The sequence below is a fragment of the Acidobacteriota bacterium genome, from assembly GCA_003696075.1.
Taxonomy (GTDB): Bacteria; Acidobacteriota; Polarisedimenticolia; order J045; family J045; genus J045.
In genome coordinates, this window is record RFHH01000167.1 from 1 (window position 1) to 24158 (window position 24158).

Consider the following 24158-nt stretch of genomic DNA (forward strand, 5'->3'; position numbering starts at 1 on the left):
CCCCAATGCTCGGCGCACCCTCGATGGTGCGAACCGGCGATCGACCCGCTGAAGAGCGAGGAGCTTGTCCAGGATCCTCGGCTCGGCGACCGGCCGGCGACGGCAACTCTGTGGCGCTCGATTGGTTGCACGGAGTTCCGCACCTCCGAGGAGGCACCTCCCGATGGTTGGAAGGTCCTCGGACGACGGTGAGCGCTGGCGCCCGATCCCATGAGAACCCGTAGCTCCCGCGCGCTCATCCCTCCGGCGGCCGGTTCGGCAGAATCTCCCAACCCACAACGACTTGCAGCGGAAATCGCACCGTCGCGGGTGCACCCCGCGATGTTTGCGCGGCGAGGCTCGACGTCCTCGCCGTTTTTCGGCGGCTTGCCTGCCGGCTCCAATTGTCTATATTGTCCTATGACACTGGGACACTTCCGATGGACCTGGCTCACCTCGATGCCCAAAGCCCGGTGCCGCTCTACCGGCAGCTCGCCGAGAGAATCGAGCGGCTGATCGCCACCGGCGCCCTCGCGGCCGGCGATCGAATCCCGACGGTTCGTGAACTCGCGGCCCGGGCGCGCGTCAACCGGAACACCGCCGCCCGCGCGATTCAACTCCTCGAATCGGAAGGGCTCGTCCGGACCCGGGTCGGTTCCGGCACGTTCGTGGCGGATGGCGCGAAGGACGCGGGACGCGCGGCCCTTCTGCGCGCGATCGACCGGGCTTTCGACCGGCTGATCCGCGACGCGGCGGCTGCCGGCCTACCGCTCGACTCGCTCGCGTCCCGGCTCCACCGGCGCGTGGAGCTTTTCCGGCGCTGCGAGGAGGCAAGCCGTCCTGCCGGTGAGGAGGACCGATGACCGATCTCGCCGTTCGATTCTCGCATGTCCAACGCCGATACGGCCGGGTCGTCGCGCTCGACGATGTGGACCTCGAAGTTCCGCGGGGTGTCGTGCTCGGTCTGGTAGGCCGCAACGGTTCCGGGAAGACCACGACGCTTCGCCTGATCTCGGGCCTGCTCCATCCCGACCGCGGAAAGATCGAGGTGCTCGGTTTCGATCCCGTCAGCTCCGGGCTCGAGGTTCGGCGGCGCGTGAGCTACATGCCGGAGGAGTCCGCACTCTATCCCTGGATGACGGTCGACGAACTTCTGCGCTTCGCCGGCCGCACGCATCCTCGCTGGGATGCCGACCTCGCCGCGCGGTTGGCGCGGAGACTCGATCTTCCCGGTGGCGCGCGGGTCGGCACGCTGTCCCGAGGGATGCGGGCGAAGGCCGCACTCGTTGCAGCCGCGGCCTGCCGCTGCGAGCTGCTGCTTCTCGACGACCCGGCATCCGGACTGGATCCGCTCGTCAGGCGGGAAATTCTCGAGGCCATCCTGGAGGCGATCCCCGCCGAGGGCGGCACCGTCGTCTTCGCTTCGCATCTCATCCAGGACATCGAGCGCGTGGCGGACCACGTCGTGTTGCTCGATGGCGGACGCGTCCGGCTCCAGGAAAGCGTCGAGCGGCTCAAGGCCCATTTCCGGCGCGCCACGGCGGTCTTCGCGGATGAGGCGCCATCCGATCCCGCTCCGCTCACTGACCTGCTCGAGTGGCGGGCGGAGGGTCGGACGCTGTCGCTGATCGCCCGTTCCCGCAATGGCGAGCTCAGATCGCGGCTCCGCGCACTTGGCGCCACACACGTCGACATCGAACCTCTCGCGCTCGAAGACATCGTGATCGCGACGCTGCGCGGTCGCAGCTCGTCCGGAGATCGGCTATGACTCGTGCCTTGGTGTGGAAAGAATGGACTCAGTTTCGCACGCTGCGTGCTCTGGGCGTTGGTCTGGCGCTGGCGTTTCCGCCGTTCGTCTTCGTGCTCGCTGCAGCGGGGCGCCACGGCTGGCTGCCAGGCTTGGCCCGCGCGATCGGCGACCGTGAGCTGCATCTCTCGATCGTTCCGGGGGCTCTCGCGCTCGGTCTGTGGCCATTGTGGGCGACCCTGGCCGCGATTCAGTCCTTTTCCGCCGAACGGGCAGGGGGCACTGAGATCTTCCTGCTCGCCCGGCCGGTTTCCCGCAAACGGCTTTGGGCGATCCGGCTGTCGGTCGTCGTCGCCTCGACCCTCGCGATCGCCCTCTTGTCGACCCTTGCCTGGGTGGTGCTCGCACGCATCGCCGGCGGTTTCTCCCCCGCGACGACCTTGCTCTCGATCGTGGAGTGGCTGCGACCGGCCGGCGAGCTCCTGATCCTGGGCATCGGCTGCGGTGCGCTCGCGGCGTCGTCGGGGCTCTCCTCCATGGGTGCTCTAGCCGGAGCCGCGCTGCTTGGCGGTTTCGCCGCAGCCGTTTCTGTCGCTGGAGGGGCGCTGTTCGTGCCGGTGCATCCGGCGGGACTCGGCCTGCAGGAGTGGATCGCTCTGGCGCTCGCGGCGGTGTTCCTCGGGACGTCCTTTACGATGCAATCCTCCGGGGAACCCCTCGGCCGGGGCCGCTGGGTACGCGGTGCCGCCACCCTGGCAGTCGGGCTCTCGCTCACCGCCGCCGGGACGCTCGTCGCGGTCCCTCTCCAACTCCGGCGGCAGGCGTCCGTCTTCGAAATTGACACGGAGGTCTTCCCGTCGCCGGACGGGGAAAGGGCCGTCGTCCTCACCAGGAGCGGCGCCTGGCTGCTCGACGTGCCCAGCGGCAGAAAGCTGGCGTTCTTTCCCGGAGCGAGCTCCTTCGACTGGAACCGCGACGGAAGCTTGTTTGCCTTCCTGTCCGATGTGGGCCCTTTCGGCATGAAGTCCTCCGCCGAGCAGTTGCGGATCTCCGACCGGGACGGCCGACTCGTGCGGCCACCCGTGCATCTCGAGCCCCTCGACACATGGCGTGAGCTCCGGTGGGCCGAGGGCACGGTGCTGCTGCAGGCCAGCACGTGGTCCCAGGCCTGGCTCGACGTGGTGGGGCCTCGACCCGATTCGACCCTGAAGAGGTTGGCGACCGTGGGAGTTCCCTGGGGTGTGCGAATCGCCGGTCGTGCGGCGGATGGCTCGGCCTACCTCTCGCTAGCGATGAGTCCTCGGCGACGGGCCGCATCCGGGCTCACGGCCGAAGCGGAGGAAGAGGCCACGGGCGAGCCCGGGCTGGTGTTCGGTCTGTACCGGGTGGATCCCGCGGCGGAGACGATCGACGACACTCCTTTGGTCATCCAGGCCGGCACCGGAGTCCTTTCCCGGAGCGGAGAGCTTTGGCTCCAGAGGCTGACCTTGACTGAAGGGTTCGTGGTGAGGGAGGTCCCGGGGGGACGCGTCGTGCGGCGTGCAGAGTCGGCAGCGTTGTCCCCGGAGCCGACCTGGCTTGCAGGGGACCGCCTGGCGTGGGTGGGCCGGGAGGACGACGGGTGGCGGACGCTGTTCCTCGCCGAGCCCGGCCAACCGCCGGTCGAGCTCGCGCGCTGGCGAAACGATAGTGGCCGCGTGGTCCCTTCGCCGGACGGCACGATGCTGCTCCTCGAGACGCGGAAGTTTCTCGGAGACGGGCGACAGGAGATACGGGCGCTCTTGTTCGACACCAACGGGCGGAAGGTCTGGGAGCGTGTCGGCGGCCGGAGATTCTGGGCGGGGCCCCGGACGCTGGCCGTCGTCGAGCCGCCGCACCTGATGCTCGAATCGGTCGGCGAGCCAGCCGCTCGCGTGGAGGCCTTCTGACGGGATCACCCGCCGGTCTTGGCCTGGTCGGCGACCGCCTTGGCCTTCCTGCGGACCTCTTCCTCGTCCGCCAGGTAGAAGTGGCGGACCGGCCGCAGGGCCTCGTCGAGTTCGTAGACGAGCGGGATCCCGGTCGGGATGTTCAGCTTCGGGATCTCGTCGTCCGGAATCGCATCGAGGTGCTTGACGAGGGCGCGCAGGCTGTTGCCGTGCGCCGAGATCAGCACGCGGCGGCCGGCGAGGATGTCGGGGGCGATCCGATCCTGCCAGTAGGGGAGGAAGCGCGCGACGACATCCTTGAGGCACTCGGTCGCCGGCAGCACCTCGCGAGGCAGGTTCGCGTAGCGCGGATCGTTCGCGGGGTGCCGCTCGTCGTTCGGGTCGAGCGGCGGCGGCGGGACGTCGTAGCTGCGGCGCCAGATGAACGTCTGCTCCTCGCCGTGCCGCTGCGCCGTCTCCTTCTTGTTGAGACCCTGCAGCGCGCCGTAGTGCCGCTCGTTCAGCCGCCACGACCGCGGGCAGTCGATGTGCAGCAGGTCGAGCTCCTCGAGGACGATGTTCAGCGTTTGAATGGCTCGCTTCAGCCGGCTCGTGTGGGCGACGTCGAACGTGTAGCCGGCCTCGCGCAGCCGCCGGCCGGCGTCATGCGCCTCCTCGATGCCGAGTTCGCTGAGCGGGACATCGGTCCAGCCGGTGAAGCGGTTCTCCTTGTTCCAGGTGCTTTCGCCGTGCCTGAGCAGGACCACCCTGTAGGTCGCCATCGTGCGCCTCCCGCGCCGCTGCAGCGCGTCGGCCGATTCTAACCGGAGCCGGCCGGCATCGCGGCTCGGTCAAAGCGGGCGGACGACGGCGGTCCTCGCACCGCAGGGGCAGGGGGATCGGTCGAGGACGACGCGCGTGCCGGTGAGGTACCGGATGACCGGGCTTCCCTCCCGCCACAGCGTGGTCAGGACCAGCTCTCCCCGGACGCGTCCGGACGCGTCGGGGGTTGCCGGCGAGAGGGAGTCGGGGTCGACGACCTCCGCCACGAGCTCGGTTTCCAGCAGGTGCACCCCCTCGCGGCGCCCGCAATCCCACCCGAACGAGCCGAGTTCCACCGAGGAGGGCAGGACGCGGCACTCTGCGCGCCACGCGGCGGCGACCGCCTCGCGCTCCTCCACGGCCGCGAGATCGCGGCCCGTGACGGCGAGCACCAGCCGGATCTCGCGACCGCTGCTCCCCCCGGCCGCGGCGGCGATCTCGACGGCCGTCTCCGCGGGGAGGACCACAGCGGTCGGGCGGTGGCGGAGCCAGTCCGCGGCTCGCCGGGCGGTCCATGCGGGGCCGAGCGCGAGGGCGCCGAGTTCCGCGGCGGCGTCGGCCGCGGCACGGAACGCGGGAGCCGCCTTCTCCGAAGCGGCCACGAGCACGCGATCCTCCGCCGTGACGCCGCACTTCCGGTAGAGTTCGCACCAGCAATCGAGCCAGGCTCTCCAGCTCTCGGCGGTGTCGGCCCAGACCAGGCCCTGTCCGTCCGGAAGGGTCTCTTCGTGCAGGCGGGTGTACCGGCCGGCGGGAAACGAGAGGTTCGTGCCGAGGGGAGGATGGGCGCGCTGGTCGGCGAGAAGCTCCCCGCGGCGCGTGTAGGGGAGGTGTTCCCGAACGGACAGCCCCGCCGGCTTGCCGGGGCGAAGCCCTGCCGGCTCGAACTTCGAGCGGTAGAACGCGTTCTGCTCGAGGACCCGGCGCATCAGGGCCGCGAACTTGCGCTCCTGCACCGAGCGGATCTCGGGCGCAACCCTCGACGCGACGGACGTGCCCACGGAACCCGCTCCCAACCGGCTCGCCCGCGGCCTCGGAGGCCGCAGCCGCGGGTCTTTCGGGCAATATCGGTCGCGAGGGGCCGCGGCGACAACGCCGCTGCCGTCAGAGGGCCCGGGCGAGCTCCCCGGCGCCCGCCGCCGCTTCCGGAGCGGCGGCGGCGATCGCCTCCTCGTCCAGGCCGAGAGCCGCGGCCGAGGGATCGCCGGTGAGAGCTTCCGCTCCCTCGCCGGCGAAGAGGGCCTCGCCGAGGCGCCGCGCGAGCGCGGTGAGCGCCGTCCGCCGCAGGTCCTCGCGGGGAGCCGCCGCCGGATCGTTCTGGAACCGGACCGCCGTCACGATCGGCTCCGGGAGGTTCCAGCGGGAGAGGAGGGTCGCCCCGGCGACCGGCGCGAGCTCGTCGACGACGGGGCCGATCGTCTCGGCGGGAGGGACCGGCTCGCCGTCGCGTTCGGCCAGCAGCGGCACCGCCTGAAGGAGGATCGGTTCCCCCGCCCGGTGGAGGAGTCCCGCCAGGAACGCCTCCTCCGGATCCTCCCCGGCGCGGAGGGCGAGGCTCCTCGCGGCAGCCGCGGCGAGGAGCGAGATCTCCCAGGAGTCGTGCGCCCGCCGCGCGTACCCGGGATGCGCAGCGCGAAAGCACTCGCGCGCCGCCGCGCCGAGGACGATGGCGACCACCATGCCGCTTCCCAGGCGGCCGACGGCGTGCGTGAGGTCCCTGATCTCGCACAGCCCGGCGAACATCGCCGAATTCGCCATCTTGACGACGCGGGCGGCGAGACCCGGGTCGGCTTCCACGACGCGGGCCAGCGACCCCGCGCTGCCGTTGCGGCGGGCGGCTTCGAGCTGGACCCGCGCGACGATGTCCGGCATCACCGGAAGGCGCAGCTCCTCCCGGCGCAGGGCCTCCTCGATCCGAAGGCGCCACCCTGCGGCGGCGACCGCTCGCGACACGTTCTCGCTCCTCCGCCCGGGCGCACACCCCGCCCCGGGGCAATCTAGGCCAGCGGCGGGCCCCGGCAAACCGGCTTGTGGCGCCGCGGGGCCGGGCGGAGGAAAACTCCAGCCCGGCGATCGGAGGGCGCGTGTCCGGTCTCGACCAAGAACTGGGTGAGGGTCTCCTCCGCCGGGTGCAGGCGCTCGCGTTTCCCCGGGCGGCCGGAAGCGAGGGGGACGCGAGGGTCCGCCGCCTTCTGTCGGAGGGGCTGCGTGCGGCGGGCTGGCGCGTCCGCGAAGACCGCTTCGCCTACAGCCTGAAGCGACCCTGGGCGCTGTTGCGCGCCGGCCTGGCGTCGCTCGCGGCGGCGCTCGCTGCCGGCGCCGCCGCGGTTGCCGGTGCACCGCACGCGGGCGCCTGGTGCGCCGGCGCCGCCGGTCTCGCCGCGCTGGGGATCGCGGGGGCGGCGGCCGGCGTGCGGTGGGATTCCCTCTATTTCGCCCCTCCGGGCGAGCTCTGCACGGCCAACGTCGTGGCCGATGCGGGCGGCGGGCCGGTGCGGATCCTCCTCGTCGCGCACCACGACTCGAAGTCCCAGAACCTGCCGTTGCTGTTGAGGGGGTTTCTCGTGGCCGCCGGGGCCGCAGGTGCGGTGTCGCTCGCGGCCGCTGCGATTCAATGGGCGCTCTTCGGGGTCCCCGCGCGCCTTCTGGCCGGTGTGACCGCGGCGGGAGCGCTGTCCCTCGCCGCGCTGGCCACGCTCACGTTCGGCAACCGGTCGCCCGGGGCGCTCGACAACGCCGCGTCGCTGGCGGTCCTCCTCGAGCTGGCGCGGCGCCTGGCCGGCCCCGAAGGGCCGCCCGCCGGTGTCCGGCTCGTTCTGACCGGCGCGGAGGAGCATCTGATGGCGGGAGCGCGGAGGCTCGCGGCCGACCGCTCGCTCCGCTCGGCGCGCGAGCCGCTGGTGCTGAACCTCGACGGCGTGGGCGCGCCCGGACCGGTGGGCGTGGCCGGCGAGCGGTCCCTTCGCCGCCGGGTGCTCCGCCTCGCCCGGGAGGCCGGGATCCCCGCCCGGCGGGCACCGCTGCCTCCAGGGACGGGAACCGATGCGCTGCCGCTCGCGTGGGCGGGCCTCCGCGCCGTGACGCTGACGAGCGGCCGGCTCTCGCGCGCCGTGCTCCGGGTGCACTCGCCCGCGGACCGGCCGGATGGACTCGACGCCGCCTCCCTGGCCGCGGCGTTCCGGTTGACCGAGCGCTGCGTGCGGGAAATCCTGGCGGCGCGGGATGGCGACGGAGCCGGATAGTTGGGACACGGAGGAGACGGCCGAGGCGTACGACGAGGCCGTCCGGGGCGGAAGCCTGTATCGCGCGCTCGGCCGCCGCCTCGCCGATCTCCTGCGGCTGCCGCCCGGCGCGTGCCTTCTCGACCTCGCGTGCGGGACCGGCGTCTCGGCGGAGCCGGCGTTGCGGTGCCTCGGTCCCGGCGGACGTGTCGTCGGTGCCGACGCGGCGGCGGCGATGCTCGCCGTCGCCCGACGCCGGCACCTCGTTCCGAACGCCGCCTGGGTGCGCGCCGTTCCGGCATCCCTGCCGTTCCGTGACGGTTGCTTCGACGCCGCGATGTCGAGCGCCGCCTTCTGGCACTTCCCGTCGCCGGGAAGCGCCTTCGCGGAGCTGTACCGCGTGTGCCGGCCGGGGGCACGCCTCGCGCTCAACGTCCCGGCCGCGCAGCTCGCCGATCTCGAGGATCTACCTCCGGCGCCCTTCCAGCTGGCGCTCGCCCGCGAGGGCGAGCGTCTGTTCGGGCGGTCCCCGGCGCCCGCGGGTCCGGTGCGGACCCGGTCCGGACTCGCCGAGCTCGCCGGCGAGGCCGGCTGGACCCTGGTGGAGGAGCGCACCGCCGACCTCGCCGTGCCGCAGGAGGAGCTGCGCGCCCTCGTCGAGGTCCCCGCGATCGGCGCGCGCCTCTATCCCGAGGCGGACGCGGCGGCGCGCCGCCGCTGGATCGAGGCCGCGGCGCGCCGCATCGACCTCCTGGAGCCCGCGACCGTGCGCTGGTGGGAGGCGCTGTTCGAGCGCCGGGGGCGCGCCGTCAGAAGGTCCACCCGACCAGGAGCTTGAGCCGCGGCTTTTCGGCGAGGCCGACCTTGGCTTCGAAGAACAGGCGGTCGCCTCCCGCAAGACCGGTCTGCAGGCCGGCCACCGCGTTCAGCGCGAGACCGGTGTCGTCGGTGTCGCCGCCGCGCGGCCGGTCGAAGTCGCGGTAGACGATGCCGAGTTCGCCTCCCGCGTACGGCGTCCAGCGGTGGACGCGGCCGGCGAGTTCGTAGTGGAGTCCCGCCTGAAGCGCGATGTCCGTTTCGTCGTCCCCCGCACCGATCTCGAGATTGGGGCGGAGGAACAGGTGAGGGGCGACCTCGCCCATCTCGAGATGGGCGCCGACGAACAGCTGATCGGGGCTGGCCGACAGCCCGCCCCGGATCCCCCAGCCGAACAGGCCGAGGTCCTGAGCGGCGGCGGGTCCGGCCGCAGCGGCGGCGAGCACCGCCGGGCCCAGCAGCATCGTGGTCCAACGGACCGAAAGGTACCGCCTCATGGCAACTCCTTTCTTCCGGGAATCCTGGACGCCCGGAGGCCGGGGCCGCGCTAGTGCGCCCGGGCGGCTCCGGGTTCGGCCCTCGGCAGCGGGTCGGGCGACTCCGCCAGCAGCCAGGTCATCGCGGCGAACGCCGACAGCGCGTCGGCGTACTCCGCCGGATCGATCTTGTCCAGCGTGTCCGCTTCCGTGTGATGGTAGTCGAAATAGTGTGTGCTTTCGACCCGAAGCCCGAGCCCGGGCACGCCCTCGCGCACGAGCGGCCCGATGTCGGCGCCGCCGCCACCCCGGGAGAGCTTCAGCTCGCCGAGCGGGGCGAAAAGCTCCAGCCAGGATTCCACCCGGGCGGCCGCTTCGTCCGTTCCCGCGAAGCTGAAGCCGACGGGGCGGAACCCACCCGAGTCCGACTCGAGAGCGGCGACGTGCGCATCCAGCTCGGCGCGGTGATCGCGCAGGTAGGTTTTCCCGCCATCGAGCCCATGCTCCTCGTTGGCGAAGAGCACGGCGCGCACGGTGCGGCGCGGCCGGAGGTCGAGCGCCCGCAGCAAGCGCAGCGTTTCCATGGCCATCACCACCCCGGAGCCGTCGTCGTGCGCGCCCGTCCCGACGTCCCAGGAGTCGAGGTGGGCGCCGATCACCACGATCTCGTCCGGCTTTTCGCGGCCCCGCAGCTCGCCGATCACGTTGGCGGAGGGATGCTCGGGGAGGCGCCGTGCCCCCATCTCCAGGCGGACGACGATCCGCTCCCCTCGGGCCGCCAGCCGCGCGAACGACTCGGCGTCCTCGATCGTGACCGCGGCGGCGGGAATCCGGCGGACACCCTCCTCGTATTCGCGCATCGCCCCCGTGTGGGGGGTCCTGAGGCTTCTCGTGGTCACCGAGCGCACGAGCACGGCGATCGCGCCGTGCTTCGCCGCGCGGTTCGCCGCGTCGGCGCGGTAGATCACCGCCTCGCCGTAGGCGGCGAACATGTTCTCCTGCTCCCGCATCGGATGGTTGAACAGGACGATCTTTCCGTCGATCTCTCCGGCCCGCCGCTCCAGCTCGTCGAAATCGCGCACGACCACGACCTCGCCCGTGACGCCGCCGGCCGGCGTACCGACGCTCCGGCCGAGGCCGAGGATCGGGAGCCGCCGCGGCGGTCCGGGCTCGAGGAGGGTCAGCGACTCCTCTCCCCGTTCCCACACGGGGATCCGGACCGTCTCGAGCGCCACACGGTCGAGGCCGTCCGCCCGGAGCTCGTCGAAGGCCCACTCGACGGCGCGGTCGAAGGCAACCGACCCCGCGAGGCGCGGGCCGATCCCGTCGCACAGTCCGGAAAGGCGCTCCATCGCCCGGTCGTCCGCCCGCGCCGCTCCGACGATGCGCCGGACCGCATCGGCCGCGGCGGCGTCGCCCGCCGGCCACCGTTCCTCGGGAGCCGGCGCGCCGGCCGGCTCCGGCGCCGAGCGGCAGGAAACGAGGAGAAGCGGCAGGATCCACAGGGCCGAGCATCGGTTGGGGCGGCGGCGCATCGGTGACCTCCCCGGCGCGCAGGGCGCGGAAAGTGCCGGAGTATACCGCCGCACCGCCCCCGGACGTCAGCGCCAGGCCCGCGGCAACTGGAGTTCCAGGCGGCCCCCGGAAACGAACCCGCCGGCGACGACCCGCCCCGCGGTGCGAATGGCCACGTGCCCGCCGGGAAGGCCGGGAGGTGCGTCGCGGCTGCCCGCGGCGAGGAGTGCCACGGCGTCCTCCCACGACAATTCGACCGCCCGATCGGTGATGCCCGAGTCGAGCCAGCGAAGCGCCGCGGTGGTCAGCCGGTGGCCCGCGCGCGGCCTGCGCAGCACGCGCAGGCCGGGAGCGACGAGATCGAGCCGAAAGAGCGATGCCGCCCGGGCCGCCGCGGGGCCTCCACCGAGGACCCAGACGTCCCGCCCGCGCGCCAGCACCGTGTGGCCCGCGAGGACCTCGGGGGGCGCGCCGAACCGCGCCAACGCGCGCTCCAGGTCGGCCCGGGCCGCCCCGTCCTCGAAAAGCGCGGGGCCTTCGCCGGGGCGGGGGGCGGCCGGCGGCGCCGCGTTCTCGTCGCGGACGAGCAGCGCGACGAAGAAGCCCCACGAACCGGTGTGGTGCGGCCACAACCGGCGCGCGCGGACGAGACGGTCGTCGAAGCGGCGCCCGCGCCAGGCGAGGAGGCCCGGTTGACCGGGAAACGACCGGGGAAGCGGGCGGAGATCGAGATCGGGCCGCCTGGCGAGCAGGTCGCTCAGAACCGCCTCGTTCTCCTCGGGAGCGTACGAACAGGTGGAGTAGACGAGGCGCCCACCGGGCCGGAGCAGCTCGGCGGCCCGGGCCGCGAGACGCCGCTGGAGCGCCGCGGCGCGCGCGAGCCCCTCCTCGCCCGTCGGAGCGTAACGAGGGGACGGCACGCGGAACGTCCCTTCGCCGGTGCAGGGGGCATCGAGAAGGATGGCATCGAACCCCCCCGCGGCGGGAAAGGTCGCGCCGTCCTGCCGGACGGCCGCGGCGCAGGTGACCGCGTGACGCGCCAGCACCTGAACGAGGAGCCCGACCCGACCCGGCGACTTGTCGGCGGCGATCAGCCGCGCGCGATCGCCGGCCAGCGCCGCGAGGAGCGCCGTCTTGCCGCCCGGCGCCGCGCAGACGTCGAGCACGTCCTCACCGGGTGAGGGTGCGAGCGCGAGGGGCGGAAGCGAACTCACCGCCCCCTGGGGGAAGGCGAAGCCGTACTGCACCTCCGGCAGCGAACCGGCTCCCGCCTCGGTGGTCACGCGCAGGTGGTGGGGGCTGAAGGGCACGGGCTCCGCTGACACGCCTCTCGCGGCGAGAAGCCCGGCCACGTGCTCCCGCGTGCCCCGGCCGGGGGGGACCATCAGGTCCACCGGGGGCGGGGAGTCGAGCGCGGCGCGGAACGCGGCGGGGTCGTCGACGATCGCGTCGTATCGGGTCAGCCACCCGAGCGCTTCGGCCACGCGCGCCGCCCGGTCCGCCCGCCGGTCCGGGCTCACGTTGCGGCGTTTCTCACGCATTCCACGAAGCGCTTCGCCCGGGAGGCCGGGTCGCCTCCCGCGTAGAGGCTGCCGCCGATCAGCAGGATCGTGTCCGCACCGAAGAAGGAGATCAGCTCGGGCACGCGCTCGAGCGCCATCCCGCCGGCCGGCATCGGCATGGCCGGCCGGAGCCCGCACCATCGGTCGCGAAGGCGCGCGGCGATCCGGGCGCACGTGTCGAGCGTGAAGCCGAAGCGACCCCCCGCGTGCGGGAAGACGGCCGCGTCCGCTCCCGCGAGGCGGAACAGCCGTCCCAGGAGCGCCTCCGGCGCGATCCGCGCGGCGCCCGCGAGAGCGGGGTGCGCGATCACCGCGAGTCCCGATCCGGAAGCGGCCTCGTGAAAGGCGGGCAGGCCGCACAGCATGGGTGCGGCCATCACCGCGCGCACGCCGCAATCGCGCGCGACCGCGATCCGGCGCGCCATCTCCGATGGTGCGCCGCCGACGTGCGGGACGTAGAGCGTTCGGCCGCCCGCCTGCCGAACCGCCTCCTGGCAGGCGCGCACGCGGTCGGCGAACGGCGCCGCCGGCTGATCGCCGAGGCCGTGGTCGTCCTTGACGATGTCGACGCCGGCGTCGGCGAACAGCCGGCAGAGCTCCGCGAGGCGCTCCGCCGACAAGCCGACCGGCTTGAGCGCGGTCGCCGTCAGGGGCCGGCCGCGCGCCCCCGTCAGCTCCCGGAGTCCCTCCACGCCCAGGCGCGGGCCTCCGAATCCCGCCGCCGCGGCGGGGTCGAGGTCGAGGTCGACGAGCGCCACGTCGTGCTGGAGCGACGTGTTGCCGAACAGAACGTTGAGAATCTGGGAGAGCGTACCGTCGAGGACCTCCGCCGGATAGACGATCTCCGCCAGGAACCGGCCGGGTCCCGCCTCTCGCAGCGATTCGACCCGCCCCACCACGTCGCGCGGCAACCCGGCCCGCGCGACCGCTTCGCGGGGCAGCTCCGCCGTCTGCTCGAGGGCGATCTCCCGCGCGCGGGTCTCGGCCGCGGAAGCGTCGCACCGCAGCTCGTAGGTGGCGCGGAGCGCATCCATGTCCGGCGTCAGAAATACTGCCGCGTGACCACGATGAACGCGAGCACGGCGGCCACCGCCAGCGGGCAGAAATACCGCACGAGGAAGGACCACAGGGCCGCGGTGCGCAGCTCACCCGCTCCGCGGCGCATCTCCTCCACCGCCGGCGCCGTTCCCCATCGCCAACCCACGAACAGGCAGATCAGCAGGGCGCCGATGCTGAGCGCGTAGTTGCCGAACAGGATGCTCTGGAGCGTCAGGAAGTCGAGCCCGAAGAGACCCCCTTCGGAGAGCCAGGCCGCTCCCCCCTGGGAGAGGGCCGACGGCACCGCCACCACGAAGCACGCACCCCCCACGCTGAAGGACGCACGCGACCGGTCCCAGCCGCGCTCGTCCACGAGGTAGGCGACGATCACCTCGAGAAGGCTGATCGTCGAGGTGAGGGCGGCGATCGCCAGAAGGGCGTAGAACGCCACGGCGAAGAGAACGCCGAGCGGGAGTTTGTCGAAAACGGTGGGCATGACGACGAAGACCAGCCCCGGACCGGCGTCCGGTTTCCCTCCCGTGGCGAACACCGCCGGAAAGATGATGAGTCCGGCCAGCAGGGCGATGAGCGTGTCGAAGAAGGCCACCGAAGCGCCGGAGAACGGCAAGTTCTCGCTGCGCGGCAGATACGAGCCGTAGGTGATCATCGCCCCCATCCCGAGGCTGAGGCTGAACAGGGCCTGCCCGAGCGCCGTCATCGCCACGCGGGGGGTGATCTTCTCCCACTCGAAGTGGAACAGGAACCGAAGGCCCTCGGAGGCGCCCGGAAGGGTCACGGCCCGCACGGCGAGCACCACCAGGAGCAGGAAGAACAACGGCATGAGGAACTTCGACGCCCTCTCGATACCCCCCTGCACGCCTCCCCGGACGACGAGCACCGTCAGCAGCAGGAAGAGGAAGGTCAGGAACAAAGCCGATAGCGGATCGCCGATGAGTTGACCGAACGCAGCGCGGCTCGCCTCCGGGGTGCCGAGCTCGCGGATGCCGCCGCTGATCGACTTCGCCAGATACCCGAGGGTCCACCCGGCGACGACGCTGTAGAAGGCGAGGATCCCGAAGCCGGTGAGGACACCGAGACCGCCCACGGCGGGCCACCAGGAGCCGGGGGCGAGCGCCCGGAACGCCCCGACCGGGTTCCGCTGGCTGGCCCGGCCGATCGCCAGTTCCGCGAGCAGGACCGGCACGCCGAGCAGCACCACCCACAGGAGATAGACGAGGACGAAGGCGCCGCCGCCGCTTTCCCCCGCCGTGTACGGGAACCGCCAGATGTTCCCCAGGCCGATCGCCGAGCCGGCCGCGGCGAGGATGAAGCCCACCTTCGACCCGAAGTTGCCTCGTCTCAGGTCTTCCGGGATCACGGTCGCCACCTCCCCCGCGCGCTTCGCGGGGCCGCACTATAAGTTTCCGCGGGAGCGGGGAACAAGCGCCCGCATTGCCGCCCGATGCCGGGGGACCCACATTGACCGTCGGGGCCGCGGCCCCGGCCCGGCCCCGGGGGAGGCACAGTGCGCGGGAAGGAGGCGCCCCGTTCGGCGTCCGGCCCCGCGGGCCGGCGGACCGCCGCTCGGCGGGACAGCGGGCGATGAGCTCGTCAGGCGTCGAGGTCCTCCCGGTCGGGACCGCGGCCGAGGTCGCCGCTGGGCTGATCGACGAACTCATGCCGGAGATCGCGGCCCGCTTCACCGTCACGGGCGCGGTCGGCGTGGTTCTCGTCGACACCTCGGCGCTGGCGGAGGTCGAGCGTCTGTACGGCGAGGAGGCCTACCGGCGCTCGCGCCGGGAACTCGACACTCAGGTCCTGAATGCACTCGGAGGCTATCTCGAGTCGGGGGACGTGATCGCGACCGTCGACGCGGGGCACGACCACCTGGTCGTGCTTCTCTTCCGGCCGAGAAAAGACTACCTCTTCTACCGGGAGACGCTCCCCGCGCTGGCCAGGATCCTCTCCGACGTTCTGGAGAAGAACGCCGGAAAGATCGTGTTTCCCTACACCGACCGCGCGATCGAGCTGCCGGTGGGACACGCGCTGACCCTCCGCAACCCCACCCTCCGCCCCGAGCGGAGCGTCCGCGACGCCATCGACGCCGCGCGGCGCGACGCCCATCTCGGCCTCGCCGTGCGCGACCGCGAGAAGAAGCGCGAATTCCTGAACCTGCTCCTCGCGGAGCAGGTGCAGACGGTGTTCGAGAAGATCCTCGACCTCGAGACGCTGGCCGTGTTCGGATACGAGGCGCTGACCCGCGGTCCCTGGGGAACGCCCTGGCAGTCGCCGGCGGTCCTGTTCGAGATGGCCGAGCGGACCGGCATGCTGTTCGAGCTGGACTGCCTGTGCCGGCGGAGCGCACTCCGCGTTGCGGCGGGGAACCTCCCCGCCGGCCGGCGCCTGTTTCTCAACTGCCTGCCTTCGGCCATCCACGATCCGAGCTTCCGAACGGGAACCGTTCAGCACACTCTCGACCAGTGCGGCCTCCAGCCCGGGGACGTGGTCTTCGAGATCTCCGAGCGCGAGTCGGTGCGGAATTTCTCGATCTTCCGCGAGGCCCGGGACTACTACAAGGGTCTCGGTTTCGGCATCGCCCTCGACGACACCGGCTCCGGGTACGCCAGCCTGTCCTCGGTGATCGAGATGGTCCCCGACTTCATCAAGGTGGATCTGAGCCTGATCCGCGGGATCGATGTCGACCCGAACCGGCGGGCGATGCTGGAGGCCTTGCAGAAGGTCGCGACGCAGATCGGCGCCAAGGTGATCGCCGAAGGGATCGAGACGGAAGCCGAGCTCGAGGCGGTCCGGTCTCTCGGCGTGCCGTACGGCCAGGGCTACCTGTTCGGACGACCCGGGTCGCTGCCCTGACGGCCACCCGCGAGGTGCGCCGCCGTGGCCGCCAGGATCAGCCCTCCACCGGCGAGTGTGGGCCACGACGGCGTCTCCCCGTGTGCCGCCCAGCTCCAAAGCGGATTGAGCACCGGTTCCGCGAGCAGCAGGAGCGCGGCCTCGACGGCCCGCACTCGGCGGATTCCGCGCGTCAGCAGGATGTAGGCGAGGCCGATCTGCGCCACGCCGAGGTAGAGGACGAGCGCCACGTCCCCGGCCCCGGGGGCCGCCACGGGAAGTGCGAACGGGAGCCCCGCGGCGAAGGCGAGCACGTTGCCGGCGATCACGGAGGCCGAGCCGTGACCCGCCACGGGGGTGCGTCCCAGCCAGCGGAGCCCCACCAGCGTGAGAGCCCAGGTCACCCCGCTGGCGGCGCCGAGCGCCTTCCCGACGGCCGGGGCGGGGGCGGTGGCGGCCGGGCTCTGCGCACCGCCGATCACGAGCAGGAGTCCCGCGGCGATCACCGCCCCCAGCCGGAGATCGCGCCCCGTCGGCACCTCCCGCAGCAGGACCGGGCCCAAGAGCATCACGTACAGCGGGGCGGTCGACTGGAGGAAGATCGAATCGGCCGCGGTCGTGGTCTTGTTGGCGCCCACGTACAGCAGCATGGTGGCGGCATAGGCGACGCCGACGAGCCACGGGCGCGGATCGCGGAGCGGCCGCAGTGGGCGTGACACCGTTATCAGGAACAGCGCGGCGACCCCTGACCGGAAGGCCGCGATCTGCCAGGCGTCCAGCTCGCAGGCCTTGATCGCGGCACCGCCGGTGGAGAAGAGAAGGGCGGCTCCCAGCACCATCAGGCGCGGAGCGATCGCGCTGGCCGAATCTCCCGTCATCGCAGCACTCGCGACCGTTCCCGCCGGACCGCGCGGCCCAGGATGCGGTCGTACCGTGCGGCGGAGCGGCTCCACGAGAAGTCCCGGAGCATGGCGCGCCGGCGGGCGCGGGAGAAGCGCTCGGGCTCGGCGCGGACGAGGACCAGCGCGCGGCGGCACGCCTCCTGCAGGGCGCCGGCCTCCGGGCGGTCGAACAGCAGCCCCGTGCCGTGTTCCGGGTCTTCGTCGACGTCCACGACGGTGTCCGCCAGCCCCCCCGTCCGGCGGGCGACCGGCAGAGCCCCGTACCTCATCGCGATCAGTTGGCCCAGCCCGCACGGTTCGAATCGGCTCGGCATGAGGAAGAAGTCGGCCGCCCCGTAGATCCGCCGGGCGATCGCCTCGTCGAAGCGGTCCACGACGGCGATCGCGCGGGGCGCCGCGCGCGCGGCAGCGGCGAGGCTCGAGGTGAGATGGGGATCTCCGGCACAAAGCACGGCCGCCTGCGCCCCTTCCGCGGCGATCCACGGCAGCACCTCCCGCACCAGGTCGAGGCCCTTCTGGGGATCGGCCCGGCTGACGACCCCGAACAGCGGCGCACCCGGAGCGGAGACGAGCCCCAGCTCGCGCTGCAGCGCCACCTTGCAAGCCTCCTTGCCCGCGGGGTCGTCCGGTCCGTAGTTGGCGGGCAGCGCGGGGTCGCGGGCGGGGTCCCACTCCGAGGTGTCGAGCCCGTTGAGAACCCCGTGGAGGTCGCGGCGGCGGGCCCGCAGCAGGTCGTCCAGGCCGCAGCCCGCCTCGGGGGTCAGGATCTCCCTGGCGTACGTCGGGGAGACGGTGACCAGTTCCGTCGCGTACCGGATCCCGGCGGCCAGGATGTTGATCGTCGCGCCGTGTCCGAGGGCGAGACGCGGGAGGGGAAGCTGGGCGGCGACAGCCGACGGGAAGATTCCCTGGTGCGCGAGATTGTGGATCACCAGCACCGAGGCCGCCTCTTCCAGCGGGTCGTCCGGCACCGGCCGCACGCGGAGGAGGACCGCCGCCGCGGCGGCCGGCCAGTCGTGACAGAAGACGGCGGCCACTCGGTCGCCGGCGCAACGGAGCGCCGCGAGAGCGGCGCCGGAGAACCAGAGGTACCGGACCCCGTTGTCCGGGTAGGCTCCCCGCGGCCCCCCGTACAGCCCCGGGCGGTCGAACAGCTCGCGCTGGGCGATCGCCCAGAGCTCGACCGGGCCCACGCTCTTCCGGACGGCCACTCCAGGGATCTCGCGCCCCCCGATGGGAAAGGAGACCGGCAGGGTCCCGGCCCCGGGCAGGGAGTCGATCCGGTCGAGAAGCTCCCTGTAGCCGGGGACGAGGACGCGCACCCGGTGGCCGCGCTCCGCCTGGGCCGCCGGCAGCGCCGCCGCCACGTCCCCGAGCCCCCCTGCCTTCGCGAACGGGGCGAACTCCGGCGTGATGTGTACGATGTCCATCGAGGCGATTATCCACGCGGTCGGCCGGGGGACGGCAGGTGGAAGAGCGGGAGGCGCGCATCCGGTTGGACGGGGCGCTGATCGAGGAGGCCGGCCGGCGCTCCGGGTTCGACGCCTGCGGTGCGATCCCCTTCGGCCCGCCGCCGCGGGTCGAGGCGCTCGACCGGTGGCTCGCGGCGGGCGCCCATGCGGGGATGGAATGGATGGCGCGGACCGCGGAGATCCGGCGGGATCCGCGCCGCCGTTGGCCCTGGGCGCGGAGCGCCCTCGTAGGGGCCGTGCACTACCTCCGCCCTCCACGCGACCGCCGGAGGCGGTCCGGCATCGCCCGTTTCATCGCCCGCTACGCCCTCGGCGACGACTACCACGGCACCGTCAAGAGGATGCTCGGGAACTGGGCGGACGAGATCGCCCGCGCCGCCGGGGTGCGCTTCCGGAGCACCGCTCTCGTCGACACCAGCGCGGTTCTCGAGCGCGAGTACGCCGCCGCGGCGGGGCTCGGTTGGATCGGGAAGAACACCTGCCTGATCGGTCCGCGCGGCGACTCGTGGCGGTTCATCGGCATTCTCCTCACCGATCTCGAGCCGCCGCCGCCCCCGCCGCCGGTCCGCGAACGCTGTGGCTCCTGCCGGGCGTGCCTCGACGCCTGTCCCACCGGCGCGTTGCCGGAGCCGTGGTATCTCGACGCCCGCCGCTGCATTTCCTACCTCACCATCGAACACCGCGGACCCATCCCGGAGGCCCTGCGGGAAGGGATCGGCGACTGGCTGTTCGGCTGCGACGTCTGCCAGGAGGTCTGCCCGTGGAACCGCCGCGTCACCCCGCACGCGGGCGAGGCCTTCCGGAGCCGGCCGGAGCTCGAGCGGCTGGAGCTGGAGGAGCTGCTGGCGATGGACGACGAGCGGTTCCGCCGGACGTTCCGCGGCAGCCCCCTGCGGCGTGCGAAGAGGGCCGGTCTGGTGAGGAATGCGCTGATCGTGGCGGCGAACACCGGGGCCCGCGGCCTGCTGGGCGCGGTCCGGCGTCTCGAGCGCGATCCCGAGCCGGCGGTCTCGGAGACGGCGCGCTGGGCGGCGGGCCGGCTCTCCGCGGGGACCGCCACCCGCTGAATCCTCCCGCGGTGGCGGCCTCGCGATCCGATCCGGCCGGCGGTGTCGGTCTTCCGGCTCCGCCCCGGGGACGACCGGGCGCCCTTTCGCTCCCGGCCGGTCCGAAGCGGATGGCGGACGCGCGGACCGCCGCGCGGTCAGCGCTCGCTGACGTCGGACAGGACGTCGTACGTGACCGGCACGACGACGAGGGTCAGCGCCGTCGCGACCCCGAGCCCGAAGATGACCGCCACACCCATCGGTCCCCACCACTGGGACGACTCGCTGCCGAAGGTCACGCCGCCGCCGAAGAAATCGACGTTCACGCCGGTGGTCAAGGGGATCAGGCCGAGCACCGTTGTCACCGCCGTCAGGAGGACGGGTCTCATCCGGGTGCGACCGGCGGCGACGATCGCCTCGACCTTGCCAACGCCCCGGCGCCGCGCCTGGAGGATGAAGTCGCACAGCACGATGGCGTTGTTGACGACGATCCCGGCGAGGGAGATGACCCCGATGCCGGTCATCACGATGCCGAACGGCGTCCGGGTGACGATGAGGCCCCACAGGACGCCGATGAGGCTGAGGACGACGGAGACGAGGATCGTGATCGGCGTCACCAGCGAGTCGAATTCGGTGACGAGGATCAGCGCGATCAGGAGGATGGCCACGAGGAACGCTCGGACCAGGAAATCCCGCGACTCGCCTTCCTCCTCGGTCGAGCCGGCGAACTCCCATCGCACCCCGTCGGGCAGACCCAACCCGGCGACGGCGGCCGCGGCGCGTCGCCGCATCTCTCCGTCGGTGTAACCGCCCGCGTGGTCGACGTCCGCTTCGACCGTGATGACGCGATGGAGGTCCACGCGGCGGATCGCCGACGGCCCGGAGGCGGCGACGACCCGGGCGAGGCTGCGGATCGGCACCGTGCGCCCGCCGGCGCCGACGACGGTCAGCTCCTCGAGCGTGTCCAGCGACCGGCGTTCGGGAGCGGGGAGCCGGACGACGATGTCGTACTCGTCCTCCCCCGAACGGAACTTGGCGACCTCAGTGCCGGCCAGGGCGGTGCGGATCGCGAGCGCCACGTCCCGGGTGTTGGTACCCGATCGCGCGGCCGCTTCCCGATCGATCTCGACGCGGACCTCGGGGAAGCCTTCGTCATAGTCCTCTGAGACGTTGAGCAGGCCCGGCTCCCGGGCGAGACGGCGCCGCAGCTCCTCGGCGGCCCGGCCGAGGGCGGCGTAGTCGTCCCCGATCAACCGGATGGCCACCGGCTTGCCGGTGGGCGGACCGTCGTCCGGCTTGACGACGTTGATCTGCGCCCCGGTGAGATCGGCGACCTCGCGCCGGACTTCCTGCAGCGTGAGGAAGGACGACCGGCTCCTCGCCTGGAATCGCTCGAGCTCGAGGGTCACGCGGCTCCTGTTGGAAGCCCGCCCACCGACGGGCCCTCCCTGGGCCGACACCCCGGTGGAGCCGACGTTCGCCATCGCCGCCACGAGGTCGGGGACGTCCCGCGTGCGCTCCTCGATCACCGACACGAGCGCGTCCTGGGCGTCGAGGGTGGTTCCCGGAGGAAATTCCATGTCGATCCAGATGGTTCGCGGCTCGATCTCCGGAAAGAACTCGACGCCCCGCCCGAGTGCGCCGTAAGCGGCGAGGGTCAGGGCCAGCAACGCCCCCATCGACCAGAGGATCCTCGCCCGATGGTCGGTGATCCACGCGCGGCGCCCGGCGAGGACGGCCGGCAGGCTCAGGAGCCAGAGCACCCCCTGCGCGGCGAAAGCGGCGGCCGCGGCACCGAGCAGCCCGGCCGGCAGGGAGGCCGGGACCGGTACGCCGGCGAGGGATCCCGCCAGACCCGCCGCCAGCGCCAGGGCGAGGGCGGCGAAGAAGACCACGAGAAGGAGCCAATTCCGCGTGAACCCCAGCGGCACCTCGGGCCCGCGGTCGAGGCACCAGCGGAGAAGCTTCTCGTAGCGGTCGAGCCAGCGCCCCCGGCCGTGCCGCGCGGGTCCGCGCGGCGGCACGGACAGCAACCGCAGGGCGAGCGTGGGATTGAAGACGAGCGCCACGAGAAGACTCGCCGACAGGCCGAGAATCAGCGTCACCGGAAGGAACTTCATGAACTCGCCGACGATCCCGGGCCACATCAGCATGGGGGCGAAGGCGCTCAGGGTCGTCGCGGTCGAGGCGACGATCGGCATCGTCACCTCCCGCGTCCCGGCCTCCGCGGCGACCGCAGGCGGATCTCCGGCCTCCCGATGGCGGTAGATGTTCTCCACCGTGACGATGGCGTTGTCGACCAGCATGCCGAGCAGGAGCACGAGGGAGAAGAGGATCACCATGTTCAGCGTGTAGCCGAGCAGGGCTACGGCGAGAAAGGTGATCACCATGGAGAAGGGGATCGCCGCGGCGACGATCACCGCCGGGCGCCACCCCATCGCGAGAAAGAGCACCACCAGCACGAGAACCAGCCCGGAGAGGATGTTGTTCTCCAGGTTGCGGACCATCTCCTCGATGTCCTCGGACTGGTCTTCGGTGATTCTCAGCTCGGCGCCGGAAGGGAGCTGGCGGCGAACGTCCTCGGCCACTTCGCGGATACTCCGCGCCACGGCGATGATGTTGGCTCCCGTGCGCTTTTCGACCGTCAGCGCGATCGCCGGCGAGCCGTTGAGTCGCGCCCGGCTGGACTCCTCCTCGAACCCGTACACGACATCGGCCACGTCCTTGACGTAGACCGGCCTTCCGCCCACCACCTCGACGACGAAGTCGGCGATCTCGAGCGGATCCTGGACCTCGGCCGGCACCCTGACGAGGAAGCTCAGGCGTCCGATGTCGAGCGACCCGCCGGGCACCGACAGGTGTTCCCGCTCGATCGTCTCGATCAGGTCGGAAAGCCCGATCCCGTACGCCGTGAGCCGCCTCGGGTCGGCGAAGACATGGACCTCGCGCTCCTGGCCGCCGATCACGTTGACCTGGTTCACGCCGGGGATCGCCTCGAGCCGGTCCTCGAGGTCGTCGGCGATGCGCTTGAGCCGGACCATGCCGAGGTCGCCGCCGAGGTGCAGGATCATGATCGGGATCCGCGAGAAGTCGATGTCGCTGATCGCCGGATCCTCGGCATCCTCCGGCAATTCGGGAAGGGCGAGATCGACCCGTTCCCGCACTTTCTGGAGCGCCGTGTCGAGCTCGACGTCCGGCGTGAATTCGACCTCGATCAGGGAATAGCCGTCGGAGGAGGTCGACCGGATTTCCTTGACGCCGGACAGCCCCTTGAGCTCCGTTTCGATCTTCCGGGTCACCTGCGCTTCCACGTCGCTCGGCGAGCTGCCGGGATAGACGGTGCTCACCACGATCAGCGGAATCCGGATCTCGGGGAACGATTCGCGCGGGAGCGCCCGGTAGGCGGCCAGGCCGCCGATGACCGAGAGCGCCATCAGCATGTAGATCGTCAGCGGCCGGCGCAGGGCGGCCCGCGTGAGGGCCGTCACGGGCAGGACTCCGTCCGCACCGGGCGCCCGGGGGTCAATTCGTCCTGCCCTTCGATGACCAGCAGATCGCCCTCGACGAGTCCGTCTCCGACGAGCGCCTTTCCCCCCTCCGTGGCCTCGAGCCTCACCTTCCGGCGAACGGCACGGCACTCCTCGACCACGTAGGCCACCGGGCCCTCCCGCCGGGTGAGCAGCGCGTCCATCGGGACGACGATCGCGTCCTCGACGCGGCGCTTCTCCAACCGGGCGCGCACGGTCATGCCGGGTTTCAGCCGGCCGTTCGGGTTGGGGAGTTCGAGTTCCACCCGGAAGGAGCGGCTGTCTCGGTCCGCGTCGGGTGCGATGAAGTGGATCTTCGCCGGGAACTCCCGATCCGGATAGGCGTCCACCGACACCGTCGCCGGCGCCCCCCGGCGCAGCCAGCCGAGTTCGGTGTCGGGCACGGCCAGCTCCACCTTCAGGGGGTCGATCTTCAGGATCCGCGTGATCGGCGCCCCCGGAGGCACCACCTCGCCCGGCTCGACGAGCCGTTCCACCGCGACGCCGGAGATCGGCGCGCGGAGGACCGCCCGCTCGAGCAGCAGCTCCGCCTCCCGCACGGTCGCCGCGGCGCGGTCTCGCCGCGCGGTGGCCGCGGTGAGCTCCTGCTCGGGGACGGCCTTCCGGCGGACCAGCTCGACGATCTTCCCGTAGTCGCTCTCGGCGTCGGTCAGCTCGGCGCGCGCCCTGTCCAGGCGGGCCTGGGCGAGGTCGTCGCCGATCCTCGCCAGAACCTGTCCCGCCCGCACCTCGTCGCCCTCGTCGAAGCCGACCTCGCGGACCGTGCCCCCCAGCTCGGAGGAGACCTGGACCTCGGTCCACGGCTCGGTGGTGCCCGTCAGGCGCAGAAACTCGACGAACGGGCCCGGCTCGAGCCGGACCACCCGCACCCGCACCGGCGAGGGTCCCCGGCTTGCGGGCGCCGCCTCCGGTTCGCTTCCGCCCGGCCCCTCGGCTCCCCCCGCCGCGCAGCCGGCCGCGAGGAGCGCCGCCACCAGCACCGGCCAGAGCCTCCTCACGGTCCTCCCCCTTTTCCCGATGGAAGCACGGGCGGCCCGGCGGTCAGCTCGCCGATCGCCGCCGCGGCGACGAGCCCGTCGTGTGCCGCCTCGAGGTGAGCCAGCCGGGCCTCCGTGAGGGCGCGTTCCGCCTCGAGCACCTGGAGCATCGTGGCCGCTCCCCACCGGTATTCCTCCTCCGCGACGCGATGCGCCTCCAGCGCCTGCTCGACGGCGATCGAGGCGGCGGCGCGCGCCTCTCGTGCCCGCCGGGAGTCCG

Annotated in this window: 19 protein-coding genes; 7 read left to right on the forward strand and 12 right to left on the reverse strand. The window is 72.4% G+C overall.

Features of this window, described 5'->3' with window-relative positions; all coding sequences use genetic code 11:
- Positions 1-419: 419 nt before the first annotated feature.
- The 3 genes from D6718_11135 to D6718_11145 are packed head-to-tail and all read left to right on the forward strand — an operon-like array spanning position 420 to position 3654.
- Positions 420-842, forward strand: coding sequence for a GntR family transcriptional regulator (locus D6718_11135; GenBank protein ID RMG43834.1), 423 nt, complete (start codon positions 420-422; stop codon positions 840-842).
- On the forward strand, positions 839-1747 hold the full coding sequence (locus D6718_11140) for an ABC transporter ATP-binding protein (GenBank protein ID RMG43835.1): 909 nt from the start codon (positions 839-841) through the stop codon (positions 1745-1747). The genes D6718_11135 and D6718_11140 overlap by 4 nt, the downstream gene beginning before the upstream one ends.
- Positions 1744-3654, forward strand: a complete 1911-nt coding sequence (locus D6718_11145; GenBank protein RMG43836.1) for a hypothetical protein — start codon at positions 1744-1746, stop codon at positions 3652-3654. The genes D6718_11140 and D6718_11145 overlap by 4 nt, the downstream gene beginning before the upstream one ends.
- A 5-nt stretch (positions 3655-3659) precedes the next feature.
- On the opposite strand, the gene D6718_11150 is transcribed toward D6718_11145, so the two are convergent.
- From D6718_11150 to D6718_11160, 3 genes are all read right to left on the reverse strand, one after another.
- Positions 3660-4415 carry a 2,3-diphosphoglycerate-dependent phosphoglycerate mutase gene (locus D6718_11150; protein ID RMG43837.1) on the reverse strand — a complete coding sequence of 252 codons (756 nt, stop codon included), beginning with the start codon at positions 4413-4415 and terminating at the stop codon, positions 3660-3662.
- Positions 4416-4484: 69 nt separating this feature from the next.
- The gene (locus D6718_11155; GenBank protein ID RMG43838.1) at positions 4485-5456 is read right to left on the reverse strand and encodes a hypothetical protein; all 972 of its coding nucleotides are present in this window, start codon (positions 5454-5456) and stop codon (positions 4485-4487) included.
- A gap of 103 nt (positions 5457-5559) precedes the next feature.
- Entirely contained in the window at positions 5560-6408 is an 849-nt protein-coding gene (locus tag D6718_11160; GenBank protein ID RMG43839.1) for an HDOD domain-containing protein, read from the reverse strand.
- A gap of 77 nt (positions 6409-6485) precedes the next feature.
- Between D6718_11160 and D6718_11165 the strand changes: the two genes are divergently transcribed.
- Positions 6486-7697: a M28 family peptidase gene (locus D6718_11165; GenBank protein RMG43840.1), complete on the forward strand. Its 1212-nt coding sequence runs from the start codon at positions 6486-6488 to the stop codon at positions 7695-7697.
- On the forward strand, positions 7678-8514 hold the full coding sequence (locus D6718_11170) for a class I SAM-dependent methyltransferase (GenBank protein ID RMG43841.1): 837 nt from the start codon (positions 7678-7680) through the stop codon (positions 8512-8514). The genes D6718_11165 and D6718_11170 overlap by 20 nt, the downstream gene beginning before the upstream one ends.
- Here the strand turns inward: D6718_11170 and D6718_11175 are convergent.
- From D6718_11175 to D6718_11195, 5 genes are all read right to left on the reverse strand, one after another.
- Positions 8486-8989: a hypothetical protein gene (locus tag D6718_11175; GenBank protein RMG43842.1), complete on the reverse strand. Its 504-nt coding sequence runs from the start codon at positions 8987-8989 to the stop codon at positions 8486-8488. The genes D6718_11170 and D6718_11175 overlap by 29 nt on opposite strands.
- A gap of 50 nt (positions 8990-9039) precedes the next feature.
- Positions 9040-10503 (reverse strand): peptidase M28 family protein, encoded by a 1464-nt coding sequence (locus D6718_11180; GenBank protein ID RMG43843.1) that lies wholly within the window; start codon positions 10501-10503, stop codon positions 9040-9042.
- A 66-nt stretch (positions 10504-10569) separates the two neighbouring features.
- Positions 10570-12024, reverse strand: a complete 1455-nt coding sequence (locus tag D6718_11185; protein RMG43844.1) for an RsmB/NOP family class I SAM-dependent RNA methyltransferase — start codon at positions 12022-12024, stop codon at positions 10570-10572.
- Entirely contained in the window at positions 12000-13079 is a 1080-nt protein-coding gene (locus tag D6718_11190; GenBank protein RMG43845.1) for a ribulose 1,5-bisphosphate carboxylase, read from the reverse strand. Before D6718_11190 ends, D6718_11185 begins: the two co-directional genes overlap by 25 nt.
- Positions 13080-13087: 8 nt before the next feature.
- Positions 13088-14461, reverse strand: a complete 1374-nt coding sequence (locus tag D6718_11195) for a sodium-dependent transporter (protein ID RMG43846.1) — start codon at positions 14459-14461, stop codon at positions 13088-13090.
- A gap of 224 nt (positions 14462-14685) precedes the next feature.
- Here D6718_11195 and D6718_11200 point away from each other — a divergent pair, with 224 nt between their 5' ends.
- The gene (locus D6718_11200) at positions 14686-15954 is read left to right on the forward strand and encodes an EAL domain-containing protein (protein RMG43847.1); all 1269 of its coding nucleotides are present in this window, start codon (positions 14686-14688) and stop codon (positions 15952-15954) included.
- Here the strand turns inward: D6718_11200 and D6718_11205 are convergent.
- Positions 15921-16811: a DMT family transporter gene (locus D6718_11205; GenBank protein RMG43848.1), complete on the reverse strand. Its 891-nt coding sequence runs from the start codon at positions 16809-16811 to the stop codon at positions 15921-15923. The genes D6718_11200 and D6718_11205 overlap by 34 nt on opposite strands.
- Positions 16808-18265, reverse strand: coding sequence for a glycogen synthase (locus D6718_11210; GenBank protein RMG43849.1), 1458 nt, complete (start codon positions 18263-18265; stop codon positions 16808-16810). The genes D6718_11205 and D6718_11210 overlap by 4 nt, the downstream gene beginning before the upstream one ends.
- A 38-nt stretch (positions 18266-18303) precedes the next feature.
- Here D6718_11210 and queG point away from each other — a divergent pair, with 38 nt between their 5' ends.
- Complete coding sequence (queG, locus tag D6718_11215) at positions 18304-19374, forward strand: tRNA epoxyqueuosine(34) reductase QueG (GenBank protein ID RMG43850.1); 1071 nt, start codon at positions 18304-18306, stop codon at positions 19372-19374.
- 137 nt (positions 19375-19511) lie between these two features.
- On the opposite strand, the gene D6718_11220 is transcribed toward queG, so the two are convergent.
- Together D6718_11220 and D6718_11225 are read right to left on the reverse strand one after the other, a co-directional pair.
- The gene (locus D6718_11220) at positions 19512-22841 is read right to left on the reverse strand and encodes an efflux RND transporter permease subunit (GenBank protein RMG43851.1); all 3330 of its coding nucleotides are present in this window, start codon (positions 22839-22841) and stop codon (positions 19512-19514) included.
- Positions 22838-24070, reverse strand: coding sequence for an efflux RND transporter periplasmic adaptor subunit (locus tag D6718_11225; protein RMG43852.1), 1233 nt, complete (start codon positions 24068-24070; stop codon positions 22838-22840). Before D6718_11225 ends, D6718_11220 begins: the two co-directional genes overlap by 4 nt.
- Between the last annotated feature and the right edge of the window lie 88 nt (positions 24071-24158).